This is a genomic window from Butyrivibrio sp. INlla16 (assembly GCF_900104155.1).
In the GTDB taxonomy this organism is placed as follows: Bacteria; Bacillota; Clostridia; order Lachnospirales; family Lachnospiraceae; genus Butyrivibrio.
The window spans coordinates 58701-78316 of record NZ_FMYB01000008.1 but is presented as its reverse complement, the minus strand read 5'-3'; the positions used below and the strand labels follow the sequence as shown (position 1 = coordinate 78316).

At 44.8% G+C, this 19616-nt stretch carries 9 protein-coding genes; 1 reads left to right on the top strand and 8 read right to left on the bottom strand.

The window, feature by feature from the left end:
* Positions 1–39 precede the first annotated feature (39 nt).
* From BLR42_RS05750 to uxuA, 4 genes are all read right to left on the bottom strand, one after another.
* Complete coding sequence (locus tag BLR42_RS05750; RefSeq protein ID WP_091867392.1) at positions 40–1710, bottom strand: hypothetical protein; 1671 nt, start codon at positions 1708–1710, stop codon at positions 40–42.
* 186 nt (positions 1711–1896) lie between these two features.
* Positions 1897–2085 (bottom strand): [Fe-Fe] hydrogenase large subunit C-terminal domain-containing protein, encoded by a 189-nt coding sequence (locus BLR42_RS05745; protein ID WP_091867389.1) that lies wholly within the window; start codon positions 2083–2085, stop codon positions 1897–1899.
* A gap of 3 nt (positions 2086–2088) precedes the next feature.
* On the bottom strand, positions 2089–3711 hold the full coding sequence (locus tag BLR42_RS05740) for a mannitol dehydrogenase family protein (protein WP_091867387.1): 1623 nt from the start codon (positions 3709–3711) through the stop codon (positions 2089–2091).
* Positions 3712–3859: 148 nt separating this feature from the next.
* Positions 3860–4936 (bottom strand): mannonate dehydratase, encoded by a 1077-nt coding sequence (uxuA, locus tag BLR42_RS05735; RefSeq protein WP_091867385.1) that lies wholly within the window; start codon positions 4934–4936, stop codon positions 3860–3862.
* A 120-nt stretch (positions 4937–5056) separates the two neighbouring features.
* On the opposite strand from uxuA, the gene BLR42_RS05730 reads away from it, so the two are divergent.
* Positions 5057–5947 (top strand): AraC family transcriptional regulator, encoded by an 891-nt coding sequence (locus BLR42_RS05730; protein WP_091867383.1) that lies wholly within the window; start codon positions 5057–5059, stop codon positions 5945–5947.
* A gap of 36 nt (positions 5948–5983) precedes the next feature.
* Here the strand turns inward: BLR42_RS05730 and BLR42_RS05725 are convergent, their stop codons facing one another.
* From BLR42_RS05725 to BLR42_RS05710, 4 genes are read right to left on the bottom strand one after another with little or no spacing between them, the layout of a single operon-like run.
* A complete protein-coding gene (locus BLR42_RS05725) occupies positions 5984–6916 on the bottom strand; it encodes an ABC transporter permease (RefSeq protein WP_091867381.1) in 933 nt (310 codons plus the stop codon).
* A gap of 41 nt (positions 6917–6957) precedes the next feature.
* Entirely contained in the window at positions 6958–8427 is a 1470-nt protein-coding gene (locus tag BLR42_RS05720; RefSeq protein WP_170832645.1) for an ABC transporter substrate-binding protein, read from the bottom strand.
* A 2-nt stretch (positions 8428–8429) separates the two neighbouring features.
* Positions 8430–9341 carry a carbohydrate ABC transporter permease gene (locus BLR42_RS05715; RefSeq protein ID WP_091867376.1) on the bottom strand — a complete coding sequence of 304 codons (912 nt, stop codon included), beginning with the start codon at positions 9339–9341 and terminating at the stop codon, positions 8430–8432.
* Between the two features lie 21 nt (positions 9342–9362).
* Complete coding sequence (locus tag BLR42_RS05710; RefSeq protein ID WP_091867374.1) at positions 9363–19610, bottom strand: non-ribosomal peptide synthetase; 10248 nt, start codon at positions 19608–19610, stop codon at positions 9363–9365.
* Positions 19611–19616: the final 6 nt, after the last annotated feature.

Here is a 19616-nt window from a genome sequence, read left to right as displayed (position 1 = left end):
TATGATTTCCGGGGAGAAGAGAATTATCTACAATAAGTTTCACTCAGCGACAGGCTGGAAATTGATGATCTCTGCATTCATTGCTTCATCAAACATACGCTGAAGCTCTGTGTCATCATCCACCTTGTCTTCGCCGACATAATAGGTTGCATTTCCGTCGGTATCGAAGGTCTCGGAAGCTTCCTCAGCTACTGCAAGTTTTCCATCCTTGATTGTGTTCTTGGTAACAAAGTGGTGACCTGCTGTGATAAGCTTGCCGTCAGCCATTGCCAGGGGATTAGCTGTTCCCTGTGAAGTAACACTGCCAAGATACTTAACGGCACCGTTCTCATCATATATGAAAATTGATGAATCAATTGCTGCGTCTGTGTCATCCCACTTGTAGCAACCGCTTGCTACCAAAAGAGCATCCGTACCATCGATAGTTACGTTTGCGTAGCCCATTCCTGCTTTAAGGCTGTCAACGAGTTCAGTGAAGGTTGCATACTGTGACATATCAACTTTTGAAAAATCTACCGGAGCAATATCTGAAAGAGGCTTTAGTTCAACGTCTGATTCCTTCTGGCCCTCGTAGTTCTTCATAGCTTCATCGTACTCTTCCTCAGAGATAGGAGTCCATTCCTCCATATCATAGGTAGCAAACCAGGGCTTTTCCTCGTCCTCGTAGCCATCGTACTTATAGCCGTACTGACAAACCATATCTGTGTCATTGTTCATAAGTGCATAAAGTGTAACGCCGCTTTCCTCTGCTCCGCCGGAGTATTCGTTGGAGATAAATGAATTGTCGTATACATAGTATCTGTCTCTTGCTCCGCCGCTTACTACGTGAGTTGCTTCTTTGTCTACCATTGTGAATACATCGTAGATCGCACCGCTCTCAATATCACCTATGAAAAGTTCATCAATACCGTCCACATTTACATCCTTGTATGCAAAGCCGATTTTTGAAAGGCCGTCCTCGCCCTCTGCCTGCATTATTGCATAGTAGTCAGGTGCATAGCCCATCTCCTCGAGCTTATTGGCATCTGCGCCTTCATTTAAAGCGTCAATGAAATCACTAAATGTATAAGCGTAAAGATCCTCGCCCTTCATGCCTGCGCCATAACTGAAGGTTCCGCCGTTTGTAGCAGTGATGTTTTTGATAATGTCTTCAGCAGCATCATAGAGTTTTCCGAAATCCTCGGGCATGTCCTTGTTGTAGTCCCACTGGATCTCTGTTGCTTCGCCCTTTACCACATCGTAGCTAGCGCCATCCTTGTCAAACAGCTCGCCCTTCTTCATATAAGGTCCGCCGGCATATTCTGAAGGTGTCTCTCTTGCCCAGATTGAGAAAATAAGTCCGGGGAAGCCTTCCTCTCTGGTCTGCTTATGATAAATATCTACTCTGCCTTCGCTGACCTCTGCTTCAAAGATCCCTGAAAACTCATCAGGTATTGTTACTTCGAAAAGATCTGCTGTGATCACGTTGTCAGTTATAACATCGGAATTCTCAGCCTTCTTGCCTTCTTCAGAACTCTCCTCATCGGCTGCTTCTGTCTCCTCTGAAGCCTCAGCCTCCTCCGGTTCCTCAGTTGTTGTCTCTGCTGCTTCAGTTTCCTGCGCTGTTGTCTCTGCAGGCTGCGATGTTCCTGCCTCTGTTCCGCCGGTCTGTCCGCATGCAGAAAGTACAAATACCAATCCAAGTGTTGCTGCTACAAGTTTCTTTTCCATAATTATCTCTCCCTCACAAAAAATGTTTGTTTTACGTTGTTTTCATCTTACACGCTTATTATATTTCCTTAATTATCACATTTATATCACACTACAATAATTAAGCATTCTTGCCTGTAAGAATCATTACCAAATCACCTTATCACCTCGAGTCCCACAAAATGTCGTCAAGATTGTTACGCCATTTTAGATACATGAAGAAACAAGCCCTGCATTGTTTAGATCATCAATCTCCATTTTCTTAGCAATGCACGGGCTTATGAAAGCGAGCTTTTCCTTCATACCCAATACTTTTCTGCAGTAAACAGCTCCGCACATAAGAGGACTGTGTACGGAGAAAAGCTTGGGTAAAAGCTCAGGTGTGTAATTTTCAATTGCTTATACAGTCACATTTCTAAGCGTTTTTCGCACTGCGCCTTCGCCTTCAATCATGGCTGCAAAGTAGTCTGTTACTCTGTCTGCAAGACCTGTCTGCTCAAGGTCCACGCCAAATATCTTCTCATCCTTGAGAAGCGGAAGAACCTTCGCCTTCAGCTCATCTGCCGAAAGTTTCTCACCGAGACGAATATCCTTAACATACTCCTGACACTTTGTAAGAAGCGGATCGGGACTGGGCTCAAAGGTCTTACCATCGTCTGTTGCTCCCATAAGGTAACGAAGCCAGCCTGCAAAAACAAGAGGAATACACTTAAGGTCCATCACATCAAGAGTATCCGAAGCCGCATAGGCTTTAATTGTCTCACCGAATCTGATCGGAAGCTTTTGCGATGTATCACAGGCGATTCTCTGCGGTGTATCCGGCATGAACTTATTAGGGATTCTGACGTTAACTACTGTATCTATAAATTCCTGAGGTTTGATAACTCCGGGATCCGTAACAACGGGAAGTCCCTCGACATAGCCAACCTTCTTAACAAGTGCCACAAGGTCCTCATCCTTCATCTCTTCGGAAATCTTGTCATAGCCAAGGACGCATCCGAATACTGCAAGGGATGTGTGAAGCGGATTAAGGCAGGTGCAGACCTTCATTCTCTCAACTTTATCAACTGTCTCTTTTGTTGTGAAAATAACGCCGACCTTTTCAAGCGCGGGTCTGCCGTTCGGAAATTTATCCTCTATTACAAGGTACTCGCTCTCCTCTGCATTTACGAAGGGGGCTACCCAGGTGTTCTTACTTGTTACAACTGCTTCCAGTTCTTCTACTCCGTCATTTTTCAAAATCTCATTAACGGAGTCGTCGGGTCTTGGTGTGATCTTATCAATCATTGACCAGGGGAAGGAGACCTTGCTCTCATCCTTTATGTAAGAGAGGAAATCCTTGTCAGCCTTGCCATTCTTTACCCAGTTCTCCGCAAAAGCACTGATAGCTTCGAAGAGTTTGTCGCCGTTGTGTGAGCAGTTGTCGGTACTTACCATGGCGATGGGCTTTTTACCTGATAAAAATCTCTCATATAAAAGCGCAACCACTTTTCCGATATAGCTTGCAGGCTTTTCGGGGCCGTTCTCAAAATCTGCTGCCACAGCCGGAAGGAGCTCCCCGGCGGGATTTGTAAGACAGTAACCCTTCTCAGTGATTGTAAATGTAGTGAGCTGCAAAGAGTCTGCTCTGAATATCTCCTTTAGTCTCTCGAATTCTTTGTCATTTTCCGAATCAAGAATGCAGGATTCAGCGATACTTTCAACTACTGTTTTCTCCACACTGCCATCAGCCTTGAGCGTTACAAGTATTGAGAGGTTGTCGTGCGGTCTGTACATCTTCTCGATTATTTCGTAGTCGAAACCTTCAACTATGGTGAGGCCCTTGGTAGCGTGGCCTTCTTCCAGCATTCTCTGAGCGAGATTTGCCTGGAATGCTCTGAAAATGTTACCTGCTCCAAAGTGAACCCACTGGGGAGTGGCTTTGGTTTCTTCTATCATTTTATCCCTGTCGAAGGTAGGGAGGATGTAACCTTTCTCCTTCCAGGTGGTGTCTGATTTTATGCTTGATGAATTTAATTTCATGGTCTTTTCTCCTGATTTGTTTTCCCCTCATCCGGCGCTTCGCGCCACCCTGTCTACGCTCCGCTTCGGTCCGCGCTGGACCGACGTCCCCAAGGGGAAGGCTGTTGTTGGATCCTCCCCCCAAGGGGAAGGCATATTAGTTACCTTTTCACAGTCCGCGTTGATGTGATTTTTCGATTGCTTCCCAGAGGCCGTTTATGTAGGTTGCGCCGAGGGCTCTGTCGTAGAGGCCGTAGCCGGGCATTGCAACCTCGCCCCAGATCATTCTGCCGTGGTCGGGACGGATAGGGCCGTCGAAACCGGTCTCGTAGAGAGCCTTGACTATCTCGTACATATCGAAGGTTCCGTCTGAAGACAGATGTGCAGACTCCTCGAAGTTGGTGGGTGATATGAACTTGAGGTTACGGACATGTGCAAAATGAATTCTGCCCTCGAGAGCTCTTATCATATGCGGAAGGTCGTTCTCAAGGCTTGTACCGTAGGAGCCTGAGCAGAAGGTCACGCCGTTGTGAACATCATCCACTGCCTTCATAAGCTTTAAGATGTTCTTTTCATTGTTGATGATTCTGGGAAGTCCGAAGACAGACCACGCAGGATCGTCGGGATGGATTGCCATCTTGATATCATACTTGTTGCAGACAGGCATGATAGCCTTAAGGAAATAGACAATATTTTCAAAGAGCTTATCCTCATCCACATCCTTATAAATCTCAAAGAGTTCCTTTACATGAGCCATTCTCTCAGGCTCCCAGCCCGGCATTACAGAGCCGTTTGTATCACCTGCAAGAGATTCAAACATCTTCTCGGGATCAATGGCATCGACTGCCTCCTGGGTATAAGCAAGAACAGTTGAGCCGTCTGCTCTCTTTCTTGCAAGCTCGGTTCTGGTCCAGTCAAAAACAGGCATGAAGTTGTAGCAAACCATGTGAATGTCTTCTTTTCCGAGATTCTCAAGAGTCTTGATATAGTTGTCGATGTGCTCATCCCTGTCCGCGGTTGCTGCCTTGATGGCATCTGAGACATTTACTGACTCGATTCCTGCGATCTTAAGTCCCTCTGCTTCAACATCCTTTTTCAGCGCCTGTATCTCACTCTGCTCCCAGAGTTCGCCCGCCTGTTTATTATAAAGAGTAGTGATTACTCCATGAACTCCGGGGATCTGTCTGATCTGCCAGAGCTTAACCGTATCGTAATTTGTGCCATACCAACGAAGTGTCATTTCCATAAATAGATTACCTCCAAAATTTTCCAAAATAACAACATCTATACCTTACTTTTTTGACCTTTGATTTAGAATAGAATTAGTTGTTGCGCACTTTGCAAAAATTGCCATATAATATTTTTCATGAAAAATAAGCTAAGATCATCCTTTAATACAAGACAATATATGCTCTCCTCGGATTTCGAGGTATTCTACTATTCGGACAGGAATTTCCCAACCCTCAGTCCTCACACCCACGATTACTATGAGTTCTACCTTTTTATCGAGGGTGATATTACAATGGAGATTTTCACCGGAAAGGGCGAATCCACTCTTCACAGGATGTCTCCCGGCGATCTGATGATTGTTCCTCCCGGAACGAGTCACCATGCCATTATGAATGATTCCACACAGAATTACAGACGATTTGTCTTCTGGATCAGTAAAAAATGCTGTGAGAGCCTTACGGCAGAATCTGTTGATTACATGTATCTCATACAAAAAGCGGAAGCTTTTCACAAGTACATATACCACCTGTCACCCTCTGAATATCATCAGGTGGAGCACAGGTTTTTAAGACTTCTTGAGGAGATATCAGCGGAGCGCTACGGCAGCAGTACCGCAAGACATCTGTGCCTATGCGATCTCATCATAACAATAAACCGCGTGATCTATGAAGAAGATCATGCGGGATCCAAAAATGATGAGTTATCACTTTTCCAGAATGTCCTCTCCTATGTTGAAAATAATCTCGAAGAGTCTCTCTCCCTCGATGATATCGCGGGGCAGTTTTTCGTAAGCAAGTATTATATATCACATATGTTCAAGGACACCCTGGGCATCTCACTCCACCAGTACATAATCAAAAAACGCCTTGCCGAGTGCCAGAGCGCCATCACAAACGGCGAGAGCATCAGCAAGACGTATGAACGTTTCGGCTTCCGAGATTATTCCAGCTTCTTCAAAGCCTTCAAAAAAGAATACGGCATGTCCCCCAAAGAGTACCAAACCCTCTACTCCCACGACCACGCATAAGCAGGCGCCGTTGGAGGCGAAGTCTCATATAAGGCATCACCCGAGGCTACTGTCTTCGTCTATCTTTTTAATTATGGTGTTGGTCAGGATAAGGAGGATACAGCCAACTGCACTCTGTAGAAAGGCCGCAGCGGATGAGAAGCTGAAGTTGGCCTGTTTCATCAAAGCTTTATAAACATACACATCCAGAGTCTGTGTCACAGGTTGCAGTGAATTAGAATCCAGCGGCACCTGATAGAATAAGCCAAAATCCGATGCCAGGAGACTTCCCGTCCGAAGGATCAGGATCGTTGCAATGGTTGGCTGAAGCAACGGCAGGGTTATGTATTTCGCCCTGTCCATAAAGGTCGCTCCGTCGAGAGATGCACTTTCATAAAGCGAACGGTCTATCGCTGTAATCGAGCAAAGATAGATTATCATGGAATATCCGGTTGATTTCCAGAGCTCTGTAATTATCAAAATAAATCGCCAATACTGCGGAGACTGGTACCACTGCACCGAGGACAATCCAAAAAGGCGGAGAACGTGATTCAGCTGTCCCTCATCGGTTGCAAGGAATCCGTATACGCAGTAGCTCACTACTACAAAGGATAAAAAGTACGGCAGCACCGTGACCATCTGAACATAGCCGACAAAAACCTTATTATGTAATTCCGTCAGGCATATCGCCAAAATTACAGGTAATGCAATTCCCAGTATTAAAAAGATTATATTGTAAGACAGTGTGTTAAAAATTATCTTTGGCATGTCGGAGGATCTCAGCAAAAATGAAAAGTTCTTGAGCCCGACAAATCGGCTGTTAATAAACAGATTTCTAAACAGCGACTGCCCCGGCACCGGAGTAAACTGTTTGAAGGCAAAGGCCACACCAAACAACGGAAGATAGGAAAATAATAAAAACCAGATAATCGCCGGCAGTGCCATAAGAAGGAGATCTTTTGTATCCTTTCTTTTTTTCCTGTTAACCATTTATACAACCTCCGAAAATGCTTTCAATATTGGCTTATGTCTCATTTTGCCTGAGATTCCCAAGCCTGAAGCTGACTGTTTATATCATCCAAAAGTTCATCTATTCCTGCTGCTTCCATTCGCTTTTTTATCTCTGGAATAACCTTGTCCGGGTCGCTGGTTCCCGTGCACAGTTCAGTGGAATAATCACTGTAGACAGCTCTGACAGCGGTTATTATATCCTCATTATTTACAGGATCGTAGGCAAAGCCGCCGGCTCTGCTGTAAATGCCGTCCTCAACATATCCCTCATATACAAGCTTCCACTGATCGGGATCCGCCAAAATAGTCCTGCTTACAGATTCAACTGATGCACTTACTGCCGATCCCGTCTGATACAATCCCGTATGGTATCTGTCATTTCCTGCCGGAAGTCTAAGTATTGTTCCATTATCCAGATATTCAAAATGTGTTCCCTCAATCCCGTAAGCGAGAATATCTCTGAACTTTTGATCCGTATTAAGGAGCTCGAGATACTTAAGGCATGCCACCGCTTTTTCTTCCGGGCAGGCTGCACATATGGCAAACAAAGCCCCCTGCTCACTTGAGCGGGACAGATACGGTCCCTCATAGATTGAGGTCTTCACGTTAAATCCCCACTGATCCGGATTTGAATATCCCTTATATCCTCTCCAGGCAACACCGCCCCTTACAGGGATGGAAATGTCTGCTGCCGTCGACTGAATCGTAGCTGCATCCGGATGTATATATCCTTTGGAATACCACCTATGAAGTGTGCGGTACTTATTCACAAGTTCATCGCATTCCCAAAAAGGAATCGCCTTTACCGCTTCATCATCGCAGTCATAAGGGATCACAATTATGCCATCCACTATTCTCTCAACGCAGTTCAGATACCCCGGAACTCCACTCTTATCCATGGCCAGTGGATATTTATCAGGATAGTCATTTTTATAAGTTTCAAGGAAGGGTTCCAGTTCATCAAAGGTCATCTCTTCCGGAATTGTCATCCCCTTCTGCCCTTCAAAATAATCGGCATTTAATCTGAACATTTCTTCAGCGCCCATATCCTTAAGAGTGGGAACGCCGTATATCCTATCCTCCAGCTTTGCACAATCCCAGTATTTTCCGATGGTATCATAGAGCGCAGGCGTCTCTCTTTGCACGAGCTCAGTTATATCAAGGTAGCATCCAGCAGCCGCATTTTTATCAAAGCTGTTTAGCCATGAGCTGGTAAAAACCATGTCATAGTACTCGCCTGAAGCCATCATCAGATTGATCTTTTCACTGGGCTGGAATTCCAGATCCACTTTCACTCCGATTTTTTCAGCTGATACTTTGTTAGCCGCAGTTATCACCTCTTTGGCATCCAGCGGGATGCTTCCGTTGTCATAGGTAACCCACCTGAGAGTAATTATGTCATCGTCTCCCTTAGCTGAACTTATACTGCAGCCTGTCAGGATCAGCATTAAGAGAAAAATTATGGAAAAATACAGATAAGCTTTCTTCATAATCATCCTTTCACAGCACCTACAGTCATTCCTGTGGTCAGAAACTTCTGGAAAAACGGAAACAGTATCATAACAGGAAGTACAACTATTACTACCATCGCCATACGTATAGTAGCAGCCGGAGCAACGCTCGCCTGCATTCCCGATAAGTACTGTGCATCCTTTGTTATGGCATCTATACTTCTCTCCATATTTACAAGTACATACTGAAGCGGATAAAGCTCGGTATGATTGCTGTCAATGTATAAAAGGGACGGATACCAGCTGTTCCAGAATGAAAACATCTGAAGGACGGCTACGGTCATTATTACAGGCTTTGCCACCGGAACAACAATAAAAAGAAATATCTGCGGATGACGACATCCGTCAAGACCTGCCGACTCAATAAGGGAATCCGGAATAGCGCTTTGAAAATAGTTCCTCAGAATCAGAATGTACCAGGTGGAACATAATCCCGGGAGGATCAGTGCAAAATAGGTATTGTTCAAATGCAGCACCTGTGTGTTGACCATATAGCTGGCAACCATTCCTCCGGAAAACAGCATCGGAATCATAAGAAATACCAGAAGAATTTGGCGATAACGAAATTCTTTTCTCGATATGACATACGCCATGGGACACATCAGAAAAAGTCCCAGGAGCGTTGCAGAGACGGTGATCAGGACAGAGTTAAAGAAGGCTCTTACCAGATAGCTCCCGGAATTCATAAGATACCGGTATGCATCGAGTGACAGCCCTTTCGGGAAAAAACTGTACCCAACTTCCGTGATACTGTCCATAGTTGAGAACGATACGATAAACACAAGCAATATTGGTAAAAAAATCAAAACCGTCAAAATGAAGAAAAGTATTGTCGCAACAGCATTAGCGCGCTTTGAATAAGCGCTGTCATTTGGACTGACTAAATTTTCCACCTGCTTATCTCCCCTTTATATCTACCTCATAAGTGTTTTCAATATCTGCGATATCTGCTTTTTATATTTAGATAAAAATGCAAGATGATCGTCATCAGGTCCGCCGATAATATAGGCCTCTCCTTCTGTCTGTGAATATGCGCTCCATGAATCATTATCGCTTCTTGCAGCTTCCGCTTCGGTCATATCACCTTTCCCGTAAAGGGCGACACTGTCTATCTCTGCCTTAACCTTCCCGCTAATATTGACGCTGTTCATCACGTTTGATGAATAAACCAGGTAGGTTTCAAATATAGCGTGAAGCAGAGCATCATTAGCGTTATCTGCGAAGTTTTCTTTAAGATACTTTTCAAAAAATGTTCTCTCAGACAGGCTATCCTCCTCGCCGGGATCTGCGATTTTTGTCTCTGTCCTTCCCGCAAAGATTGCAGCTGCCGCAGACATTCTTTCATACTTACTTTCTTCATCGTATGTTTCACCTGGCTCCGGAGCTTCCAGCATAATAATCCTGTCTGCTTTAAAGCCTTCACTTTCAAGCCTTTGTGCTGCAAGAAACGCAGCCGGTCCACCCTGCGAATATCCGATAATAAAGTCTCCGTCCTTAAACAGACCTTGCATGCTTTCGCAGTAATGCTCTATAGTTTTGCCCCACATGTCTGCACTTTCCGGCTCGTATGCCATAAGCTCCTCAAGCGTCATATCTGCAAATAGTGCATACTTATCATCCGTAAGGCCGTATACTCTTCCATCGTAGTCAAGCTCTTTTATCAGCGGAAGATAACATAACGGCATTCCTCCCGAAGGTGGAATACAGAACAGTGCCGGCTTATCCTTGCTTCCTTCTTTAAGCAGAGCTACCTCATCTTTCCTTCGCTCCCATCCTCTGTATCTCTCAAGCAGGAGTTCACCGAAAAGTCTTGGCGTAGGCGCCTTGGCAACATCTGAAATACTTATGTTGTATCCGTTAAGTTCCGAGATAAGGCGCATCATATCAAGGGAACTTCCGCCAAGTTCGAAGAAGGAGTCATCCCTTCCAACCTTGTCCATGCCCAGTATTTTTTCATACAGAGCAGCTATCATCTCTTCAAGATAGCCCTCAGGTTCTGCTTTATTCTCAGTAAATTCGGGAACAGGCAGTGCGTCATTATCAAGTTTGTCACTGGCATTTCTTGGCAGGATATCAAGTGTTACTATCGCTACAGGCACCATGTAGGCCGGGAGTTTTTTCTTAAGATAAGCCCTAAGCATATCCGTATCCACAGCCTCGTCGCAGGTGATATAAGCGGCAAGATATGCTTCCCTTCCGTTATCACTTCTGCTAATAACCGCGGCTTCCCTGACAGATCCGAACTCTCTTATGCGGCTTTCTATTTCTCCGGTCTCAATGCGGTATCCGCGAATCTTGACCTGGTCGTCATATCTTCCCTGGCAATATACGTCACCCTTCGCATCAAAATATCCAATATCACCCGTACGATAAATGCGCTCCTTTGTATAAGGATTTATTACAAAAGCCTTGGAATTAAGTTCCTCTCTGTTATGATAACCTCTTGCAAGACCCATTCCACCAATGCATATCTCACCCTTTTGCAAGGTTCCGCACAGCTTATCACCCTGAAGGATATATACCTTTTTATTTACATAAGGTCGTCCTATTGGTATAGCTCCCAGGTGACCCTCCTCATATTTATAGGAGAGCGCATTGACACAGGCTTCGGTCGGGCCGTAGTCATTTACCATAAGCCTTGCATGCGTTACCCATTTTGCGAAAATATCATTGTTTGCCGCATCTCCGCCTGCGCAGACAGCATCGATGGTTTCGAAGTCATCCGGATTAAGTGCCTGCAAAAAGGCATTTGTTGTCGCTATGCAAGTCACTTTGTTTTCCTTGCAATACCTCGCAATAGCTTTAGAACTTCCAAGTTTTTCCTTCGAAATCATGCACACTGTGCCTCCGTACGCAAGGGGCACAAATATTTCATATACAGAGGCATCAAATACATAATTGGCCATCTGTAGTATTACATCTGTCGTATCACCGAAAAATTCCCTGTTGGACCTTACCATAACAGTAAGGGCCTCATGATCTATCTCAACACCTTTGGGAATTCCCGTTGTTCCCGAAGTATAAATCATATATGCAAGAGTCCCCGCCACATCGCTTTCCGGCCTGGGCACGCTATAATCCGCATCTTCCTGACTAATAAGTTCCTCGGTGCAGACATCTATGATACGTAAATCTGCTTCATTAAAAAGCTCTGATCTATCCTGTGTTCCCGGGTTTATACTCCGAAGCACAGCCACAGGTTCACAGTCGGAAAGAATAAAGCTTATACGATCATCCGGATATTCGGGATCCAGCGGCACATACGCAGCACCTGCAATAAACGAGGCGATCAGCGCCACTATCATTCCGGGATTCCTGTCGGCATAAACTGCCACGAAACGTTCCTCTCCAAAGCCGAGTTTTGACGCAAGAGTACAGGCTCCTCTCCATAACTGCCCATAACTTAGAGTATTGCCCTCCATTATTACCGCGGCTTTATCCGGATTTTTCTTTACATTCTCATATAACATGTGGATAAAGGGTTCAGAACCAAACTCCTTACAGGTTCCAGATATATCCGAAAGCATGTAACTTATCTCGCTCTGAGGCACCCTTTCGAGGTCTGATATCTTTATATCCTCATTTGATATTATCTGAAGGATCAGATTCTCATATCGGCCAAGAAGCTTGTCTATATAGGCGCGTTCATATATTGTTTCATCATACTGAATTTCAACGCTGAAACCATCCTGTTCCTCTATACCTATAGAGAAGGGATAATCAACCTCCTCATGTTCCATACTTATCCTGTATCTGTCATCGCTGTCCTCAGCAGGATAATTTTCATAAACATAAAGAGTTTTTATAAGACCGGTGCCCGCCTTCTTTCTGGACATTATCTTATCAAGAGGCGCATTTTCATAAGGCTGCATACTAAGATAATCTTCCTGTCGCCCCTTCATAACGAGGGAAACAGGTGTATCAGCCTCCCATTTAATCCTTGTGGGTATTGTATTAATAAACATGCCTACAGCATCTTCGATACCTTTGGCATTTATGTTTCTTCCCGATACCGTCTCTCCAAATACGATATCCTTCATATCATTTTCAAAACCGAGAAGAAGTCCGAAGACCGTTCCGAAAAAGGTGCTTAAGGTAATCGCTCTGTTCTTCGCATATTCCCTTATCTTCTTTTCTTTTTCACCTTGTATGAAAAGTTTCACATAAGCAGCTTCGCCTCCGCCCTCGCTTTTGGCGGATTCTCCGATTCCCGCTCCCTCATTTATTCCGCTGAGATATTCCTCCCACTTGGTGAGAACGCTTTCGCTGTCTCTGTCGCCTGTAAGACGCAGATATTCCGCAAACCCGAGTCCCCCGGCAGCTCCTTTTAACGCTTCATTCCTAAGCTCGTCATAGGACTCGTCGCCGCATAATCTGAAATAATAATCCGTAACAGTATCTATAAGTATTCTGAAACTCCATCCGTCAAATATGCAGTGATGGGAAGTTATAAGAAGTTCCTTTAAATCCCTGTCCGCAGAATCCGCATTGAAGGTTACTCTTAGCATCACATCTTCTTCCGGATCAAAGCCTCTGCGTAAATCGTTTGCTGCAATATCCTCGATGCTAAGTCCGCTCATCTCACAGAATTCAGGAGAAGCTGTGCCTTCACTAAGTATTATCTGCCAAAGCTTCTCGTAACCGTTTATAGCAAAACGTATTCTTAGTGCATCAAAACGAACGGCTGCAAGACTCAGAGCCGCACAAAAAGCGTCCTTATTCCATTCACCCTTAAGAAGGAGCTTATCCTGTAGCATATATGCGCCTGTCCCGGGCTCAGCAGCAAGGCGGTACAGCATGCCCTTTTGAAGAGGTGTCGGAGTACCTATTGCTGCAATATCTTCAGGAGATATTGACATAGTAAGCCTGTTCCAGTCGCGCATACTCATGATGTCCGAGACGCAAAGATCAGACGGCGAAATAACTTTTCCCTCGTCAGGTATGCTTTCTATCGAAGATTCAATGAATGATATGTATTTATTTATAAGCTCTTCGATTTTGTCAGCGGAATAGATGTTGTCATATACGCACTCAATTTCAAAACCGCTGAAGGCCGCCCTGATATTAACGGATATTGTCCCCGGATCAACATTCTCTGCATCCGATTCACGGCCGGCATATTCATCGGAGTATTCTATAAAAGCTCCGTGGCTGCTGCGAAGGCTTCCAAGATAGTTGAAAACAAATCCGCCGATATCGACCAGATCATCAAATAAAAGGCCGTATCCCAGGCCATAATTGGGCACAGCTGCCAGCTCTTCCTTGACCTGAACGATCTGCTCATCCGTGTCTTCAGTAGCGGAAATGAGCATAGGATATACAGCGGTAAACCATCCTACTGTTCTATCGCATCTGATATCCTTCCCCAGCTTCCCTCTGCCGTGACTTTCCATCTGGAATAAAACAGTTCTGTCGCCGTATAAGCCATTGATTGTCCTTACTAATCCTGCCAGCAATATTACAGCAGGGCTCGCCTTATACTTGCTGCCCGAAATCCTTATCAGCTTATCCGATATTTCCTTCCCTACAGACGCAGTTATATAGCCAGATCCCTTTGCCTGTGATCCGTCATTTTTCAAGAAGTTACTAAGAAGTTCTTTGTAAACCTCTCTGTATTCACTTATTCTTTCATGTATCCTGCCCCAGTAATTTTTCTCCGGGATGAAGCCCTGAGATTTGCTGTACATTGCCAGCTCCTTGGACCATTCACCAAATGACACTGTCATAGGAGGCAGAACATCTCCGCTTTTTGCACCGTAAAGTGAATTAAGATCCTGAGTTATAATCTCCCAGGATACCTCATCAATCACATAGTGATGGAAGGTAAGGAATAACCTGTCACCTGCCTTTTTTCTGAAAAGAGCAGCATTCATAATCCTTCCGCTCTCAGGATCAATCGAAGCATTTAAGTCATTCATTACCTTTATTCTTTCCTGTTCATCGAGATCACTGTATACGGGAAGGTCTATCCTGCTAACTTCTTCCTTTTCACGAATCCTTATTGTGCCGTCCTTTTCCAGTACCATCCTGAGCATACCGTGATACCGGACAAGAGCATTAAGAGCCTGTTCAAGCGACGCAGCATCAGCACTTTCTTTGATAGTGAAAGCTGCTGCCTGATCGTAGTACGACGGATTGCTCATCTTTGCCATATTGAACATGCGCATTACAGGAGTAGGGATAACCTTTTCAAATTCCTTGTACCTCTTCTCCTCTTCCTTCTTAATATGCGCACTAAGTCCGCGCACCGTCTGGCTTCTTAAAATATCTGCCGCATCAACGTTGTAACCCTTCTTACGAAGAAGCGATACAATCATTATTGCTTTTATGGAATCACCACCGTATGAAAGAAATTCATCGGTGACACCCATATTCTTTATAGCCAGAACTTCCTCAAAAGTCTCAAGGAGGTCCCGTTCTTCATGCGTTGCCGGAAGGACGCGATTACTTACATTTTTAAATTCTTCCCGATAATCTTGGGGATCCGGGAGCCTTCTTCTGTCAATCTTGCCGTTTATGGTGAGCTTAAACTCCTTAACGGGAATGATCACAGGAGGAATCATATAAACCGGAAGGCGTTTTTCAAGCTGTTTTCTTATATTTCGGATTTCCTCATCCGAATTTTCTGCGTTCTGTAAAATGCAATATCCAAGTAGCTGTCTCTCGCCTTTTTCATTATTACGAATTATAACTACAGCGTCATTAACTTCGGGGAGCGAACGCATAGCTGCTTCTATTTCGCCTGTCTCAATTCTGTAGCCCCTTATCTTGACCTGGTCGTCAATGCGGCTTATAAACTCGATATTGCCATCCTTAAGCACCCTTACAAGGTCACCGGTCCTGTACATTCTGCCCTCACCAAAGGGATTATTTACATACTTCTCTTTAGTGAGTTCCGGTCTGTTGTGATATCCTCTGGTCACCTGCCTTCCGGAGATACACAGCTCACCCTGCACACCGATTCCGCAAATACTGTCACCTCTAAGGACATACGTCCTTGTTCCCGGGATAGCCCTTCCGATTGGAACATTTTCCTTATCACCACGAGCTTCAAACAGTATTCTGCCCTTGTCCGCAAACTTAAAGCTCGTTGCATTTACTGTTGTCTCAGTGGGGCCATAGGTATTAAATACCGTCCTGTTCTTGCTCCATGCCGTAAGAAGCGATTTATCCGGTGCCTCACCTCCGACATCAAGGAGCCGCAGTTTCGTAAGTCTCTCAGGATCCATCAGGCGTAAAAATCCCGGAGTGAGAGATGCGGCAGTAACGCCCTTGTTCTCACAGTATTCAGAGAGTCTTTCCGGATCCCTGACAATATTCTCAGGGATGGTACAAAGACATCCGCCCACTGTCAGTATATGAAAAATGTCCCACACTGACTGATCAAATACAAAATTTGCGAACTGAAGAACAGTGTCGTTGCAGTCAAGTTCATAAATATTCTTATATGCATCAAGAAGTGACGACAGCTGTGCATGCTCTACAACAACGCCCTTTGGCTCCCCGGTTGATCCTGATGTATATATCATGTAAGCATTCCGGTTCGGCATGACCCTTGGAAGCCTGCAGTTTTCATCAGCCTTCTCTTCAGTTCCGTTACCAAACTCTTTTTCCGATAACCTGATGACAGGCAGCTTATTCAAATTCTCTTCTATGTCATCGCAAATGTCCGAATCCGCATCGCATACCAGCACAAGATCAGCTCCCGAATCCTTTAGCATAAAGCTAATGCGCTCGTTTGGATATTCGGGAGATATCGGCACATATCCTGCACCTGAGCGCAGTATTCCAAAGATTGCCGCAACCATCGAAAAGCCGCGTCCCGCTATAAGGCCAACCCAGCGCTCCTTACTCTCCTTATCATTTTCAAGAGAACCATATTCCTTCAAAAGTCTCCCGGCGATTCTGCCCGAAACCTCCCACAGCTGTTTATAGGTCATAACTGATTCTCCATATACAACCGCTTTCTTATCGGGATGCTCCTTCGCCTGCTGCCCCAATCTGTCTATAACAGTGTCCGATAAAAATACCTCATCATTCCCGGAACCATAATTCATAATAAGAGACTTCTCTTCCTCATCCAGCATGGAAACAGAGCTTAGTGATTCCTCCTCTTTTCCTACACACGCTTTAAGAAGAGTACTAAAATGTCTGCTCATCCACTTGATGCTTTCCTCATCAAACAGATTCCTGTCATACTCGAAAACAAAATAGTATGCGTCCTTTTCCATTCCGCCTTCAAGTGTGAGGTCGTACATCGGCATCTCATCATAGGGCCAGTACATTTTCGAAGGTCGTCCGTCCATGTCAGGCAGCGCGCTGCCAAAATCACGCATCACAAAAAAGACATCAAATAACTGGTGCCCGTGTGCAGTGCGCCTTATGCCTCCAAGATTTTCATAACCGGCTGATATGTCCTCCAGTGAGGCCTGCCTGTTATCCAGCATGAAAAGTACCTTATCCCTGACACTGTCAAGGAGCTGCGAAAAGGTCATACTTTCCTTTACATTCATGGCTATCGGTAATGTATTTGCGAACATTCCCTGGAGTTTTACCGTGCCTTGCTGCTGCCTTCCATCCACTGCCGTTCCGAGAATAAACCTTTTCTTTCCGGTATATTTATGTAGCAAAACCGCGAAAACCGTTACAAAAAACATGTAGGGAGTAACTCCGAGATCCCTGCAGTTTTTCTCGATTTCCTTTGATAGTCCATCACCGAGTTCAAGCTTTACATGCCCTGCTTTTGCCTTTTCGGACTCATTAAATACTCCATCATAAGGAAGCCTTAATTCTCTGCTGTCGGCATGATCTGACAGGAGCCCTGTCCATTCATCTATGCAATGCTTATAGGCATCAGATGACATCCATTCACGCTCCCACGAAGCGTATTCCTTCTGGTGAATAGACGTATCTTCAAGCTCTTCGCCGTTGTAAAGAGCGGCGAATTCCTGCCCGAACATAGCCATTCCGGTGCCGTCATTTATAATGTGGTGCCAGTAGAAAGTAATTCCGCCATCTCCAATACTCCACCTAAAAAGCGGAGCATCTTCAAGTTCAAAATATGCGGGAACTTCCTCTGTATATGCCTTTTCAACAGCCTTCGTTATCCACTCGCTGTCAGCTGGCTGAATCCTCTGAACTATATCAGAGCCCTGCATATAAAATGAAGTTCGAAGGCTCTCATGACGTTCAAAAAGCTTATAAAGCACCTCTTTGGTTCTTCCCTTATCAGGCCTTTTTTCAGTCAGTATAGACATGCTAAGAAGATACGTGGAATCGTTATCGTCAAGGAGCTTCTGGGCTGTATATATTCTCTCCTGCGCTTTACTAACAGGATAATAATCCTGCTCCGGCAGAAGTTTTTCATCGATAGCCCTAAAGCCCGAATCCGTATCTTCGAGACTCCTTTTTTCAATAAGGTTAGCAAGCTCGGAAACAATAGAATTCTCCATGATATCCCGCGTACTTAATCTGCATGAAAAATGTTTTTCGATTTCAAACAGGAGCCTTGCAGTAAGAAGTGAGTCGCCGCCTATCCGCATAAAATCGTCGTTTCTTCCGACTTTCGTAATGCCAAGAAGCGCTTCATAAATTAGTGTCAGTTCCTTCTCCGTATCATTCGCCGGTGCTTCATATTCAGCCTTGTTAAGGTCAAAATCCGGCACCTCAAGCTTTTCATAATCCACCTTTCCGTTTGTATTAAGGGGAATACTGTCTATTCGTATAAAAAAGGACGGAACCATATAAGAAGGCTTAAACCTGCGCACATAATCCTCAAGCTCATTGGTATCAAGTTCTGAATCCGCAAGATAATAAGCGGCTATAACTCTCTGTCCTCCTACCTCGGGAGTCGAGATAACCACATCATCAATTCCGTCATAGCCTCTTAAGAGTTCCTCTATCTCTGCAGGCTCTATTCTTATTCCGCGTATCTTGACCTGTCTGTCGGCTCTTCCCATGAATTCGAAGATTCCGCCTTCATGTCTTATGACAAGATCTCCTGAGTGATACATCCTTTTATATTCGGGATCATCAGAAAAAGGATTGTCCGTAAATGATTTCTCTGTAAGCTCCGGTCGATTCAAATATCCAAATGCAACATGGGGACCGGCTATGCAAAGTTCGCCTATCTCGCCCGGTCCTTTCTCCTGTCCGTTCTCATCCACCACATATAATCTGACCTCGTCAACTGCTTTTCCTATGGGCGCCTTGCCCGGATATTCTTTATCTATAGGAAAAATCGTCGTATACAGTGTGCACTCAGCCGGGCCGTAATCGTTAGTCAGTGTGTATCCGGTCGGAGGAGCCACTGATACAAGTGCTTCTCCGCCAACAGTCAGATGACGAAGACAGTGGTTTGAAACAGTCATTGCAAACTGTCTTCCAAGCTGCGTCGTCATGGTAAGATGAGTGATTTTATGCTTTTCAAGAAAGCTATTGAGCTCACCTAAATCTGTTCTTATCTCTTCGGGAATGATATAGATTGAAGCACCTGAAGTAAGCGGAAGCAAAAGTTCCACTATCGCAAGATCAAAGACAAAGCTCGGATGCTGTGCCATGCGGCAACTATCATCCACTTCATAATATTTCAGATGCCATTTGCAGGCTGAATAAATATTGCCATGTGTCAGGACGATACCCTTGGGCACACCGGTAGTACCTGATGTGTACAGTATTACAAAGCGGTCATCACCGCTTACATTTTCCCAAATAACTTCGGATGTATCCGGGAGGTTCGGGATATCCTCCATATAGAGTATTGTGCGCTGTTTTCTGCCTTCACACGCAGACGTTATCCGATGTTCAAGCTCTTTTGAAACTATAATGACAGGTGCATCCGCATCCTCTATCATAAAGCGCAGACGCTCTTCGGGGTAAGAAGGATCCAGTGGCTGATACGCTGCTCCCACGCGAAGTATCCCAAGCGGAGCAATAGTCATATATTCGCAGCGGGGAACGAGAACGGAAATGACATCCCCCTTTACTATCCCCTGCTTCTTTAAAAAGGCTGCCAGTTTTCCGCTAAGCTTATCAAGCTCACCGTAGGTATATTTATTTTCCCCACAATAAAGCGCAGGCATATTTTCATATGCCCTTGCAGACTCCGCTATCAGCGGCAATATGGATTTTATTTCATAAGGTCTGATCGGTTCGTGCATCATCCATGT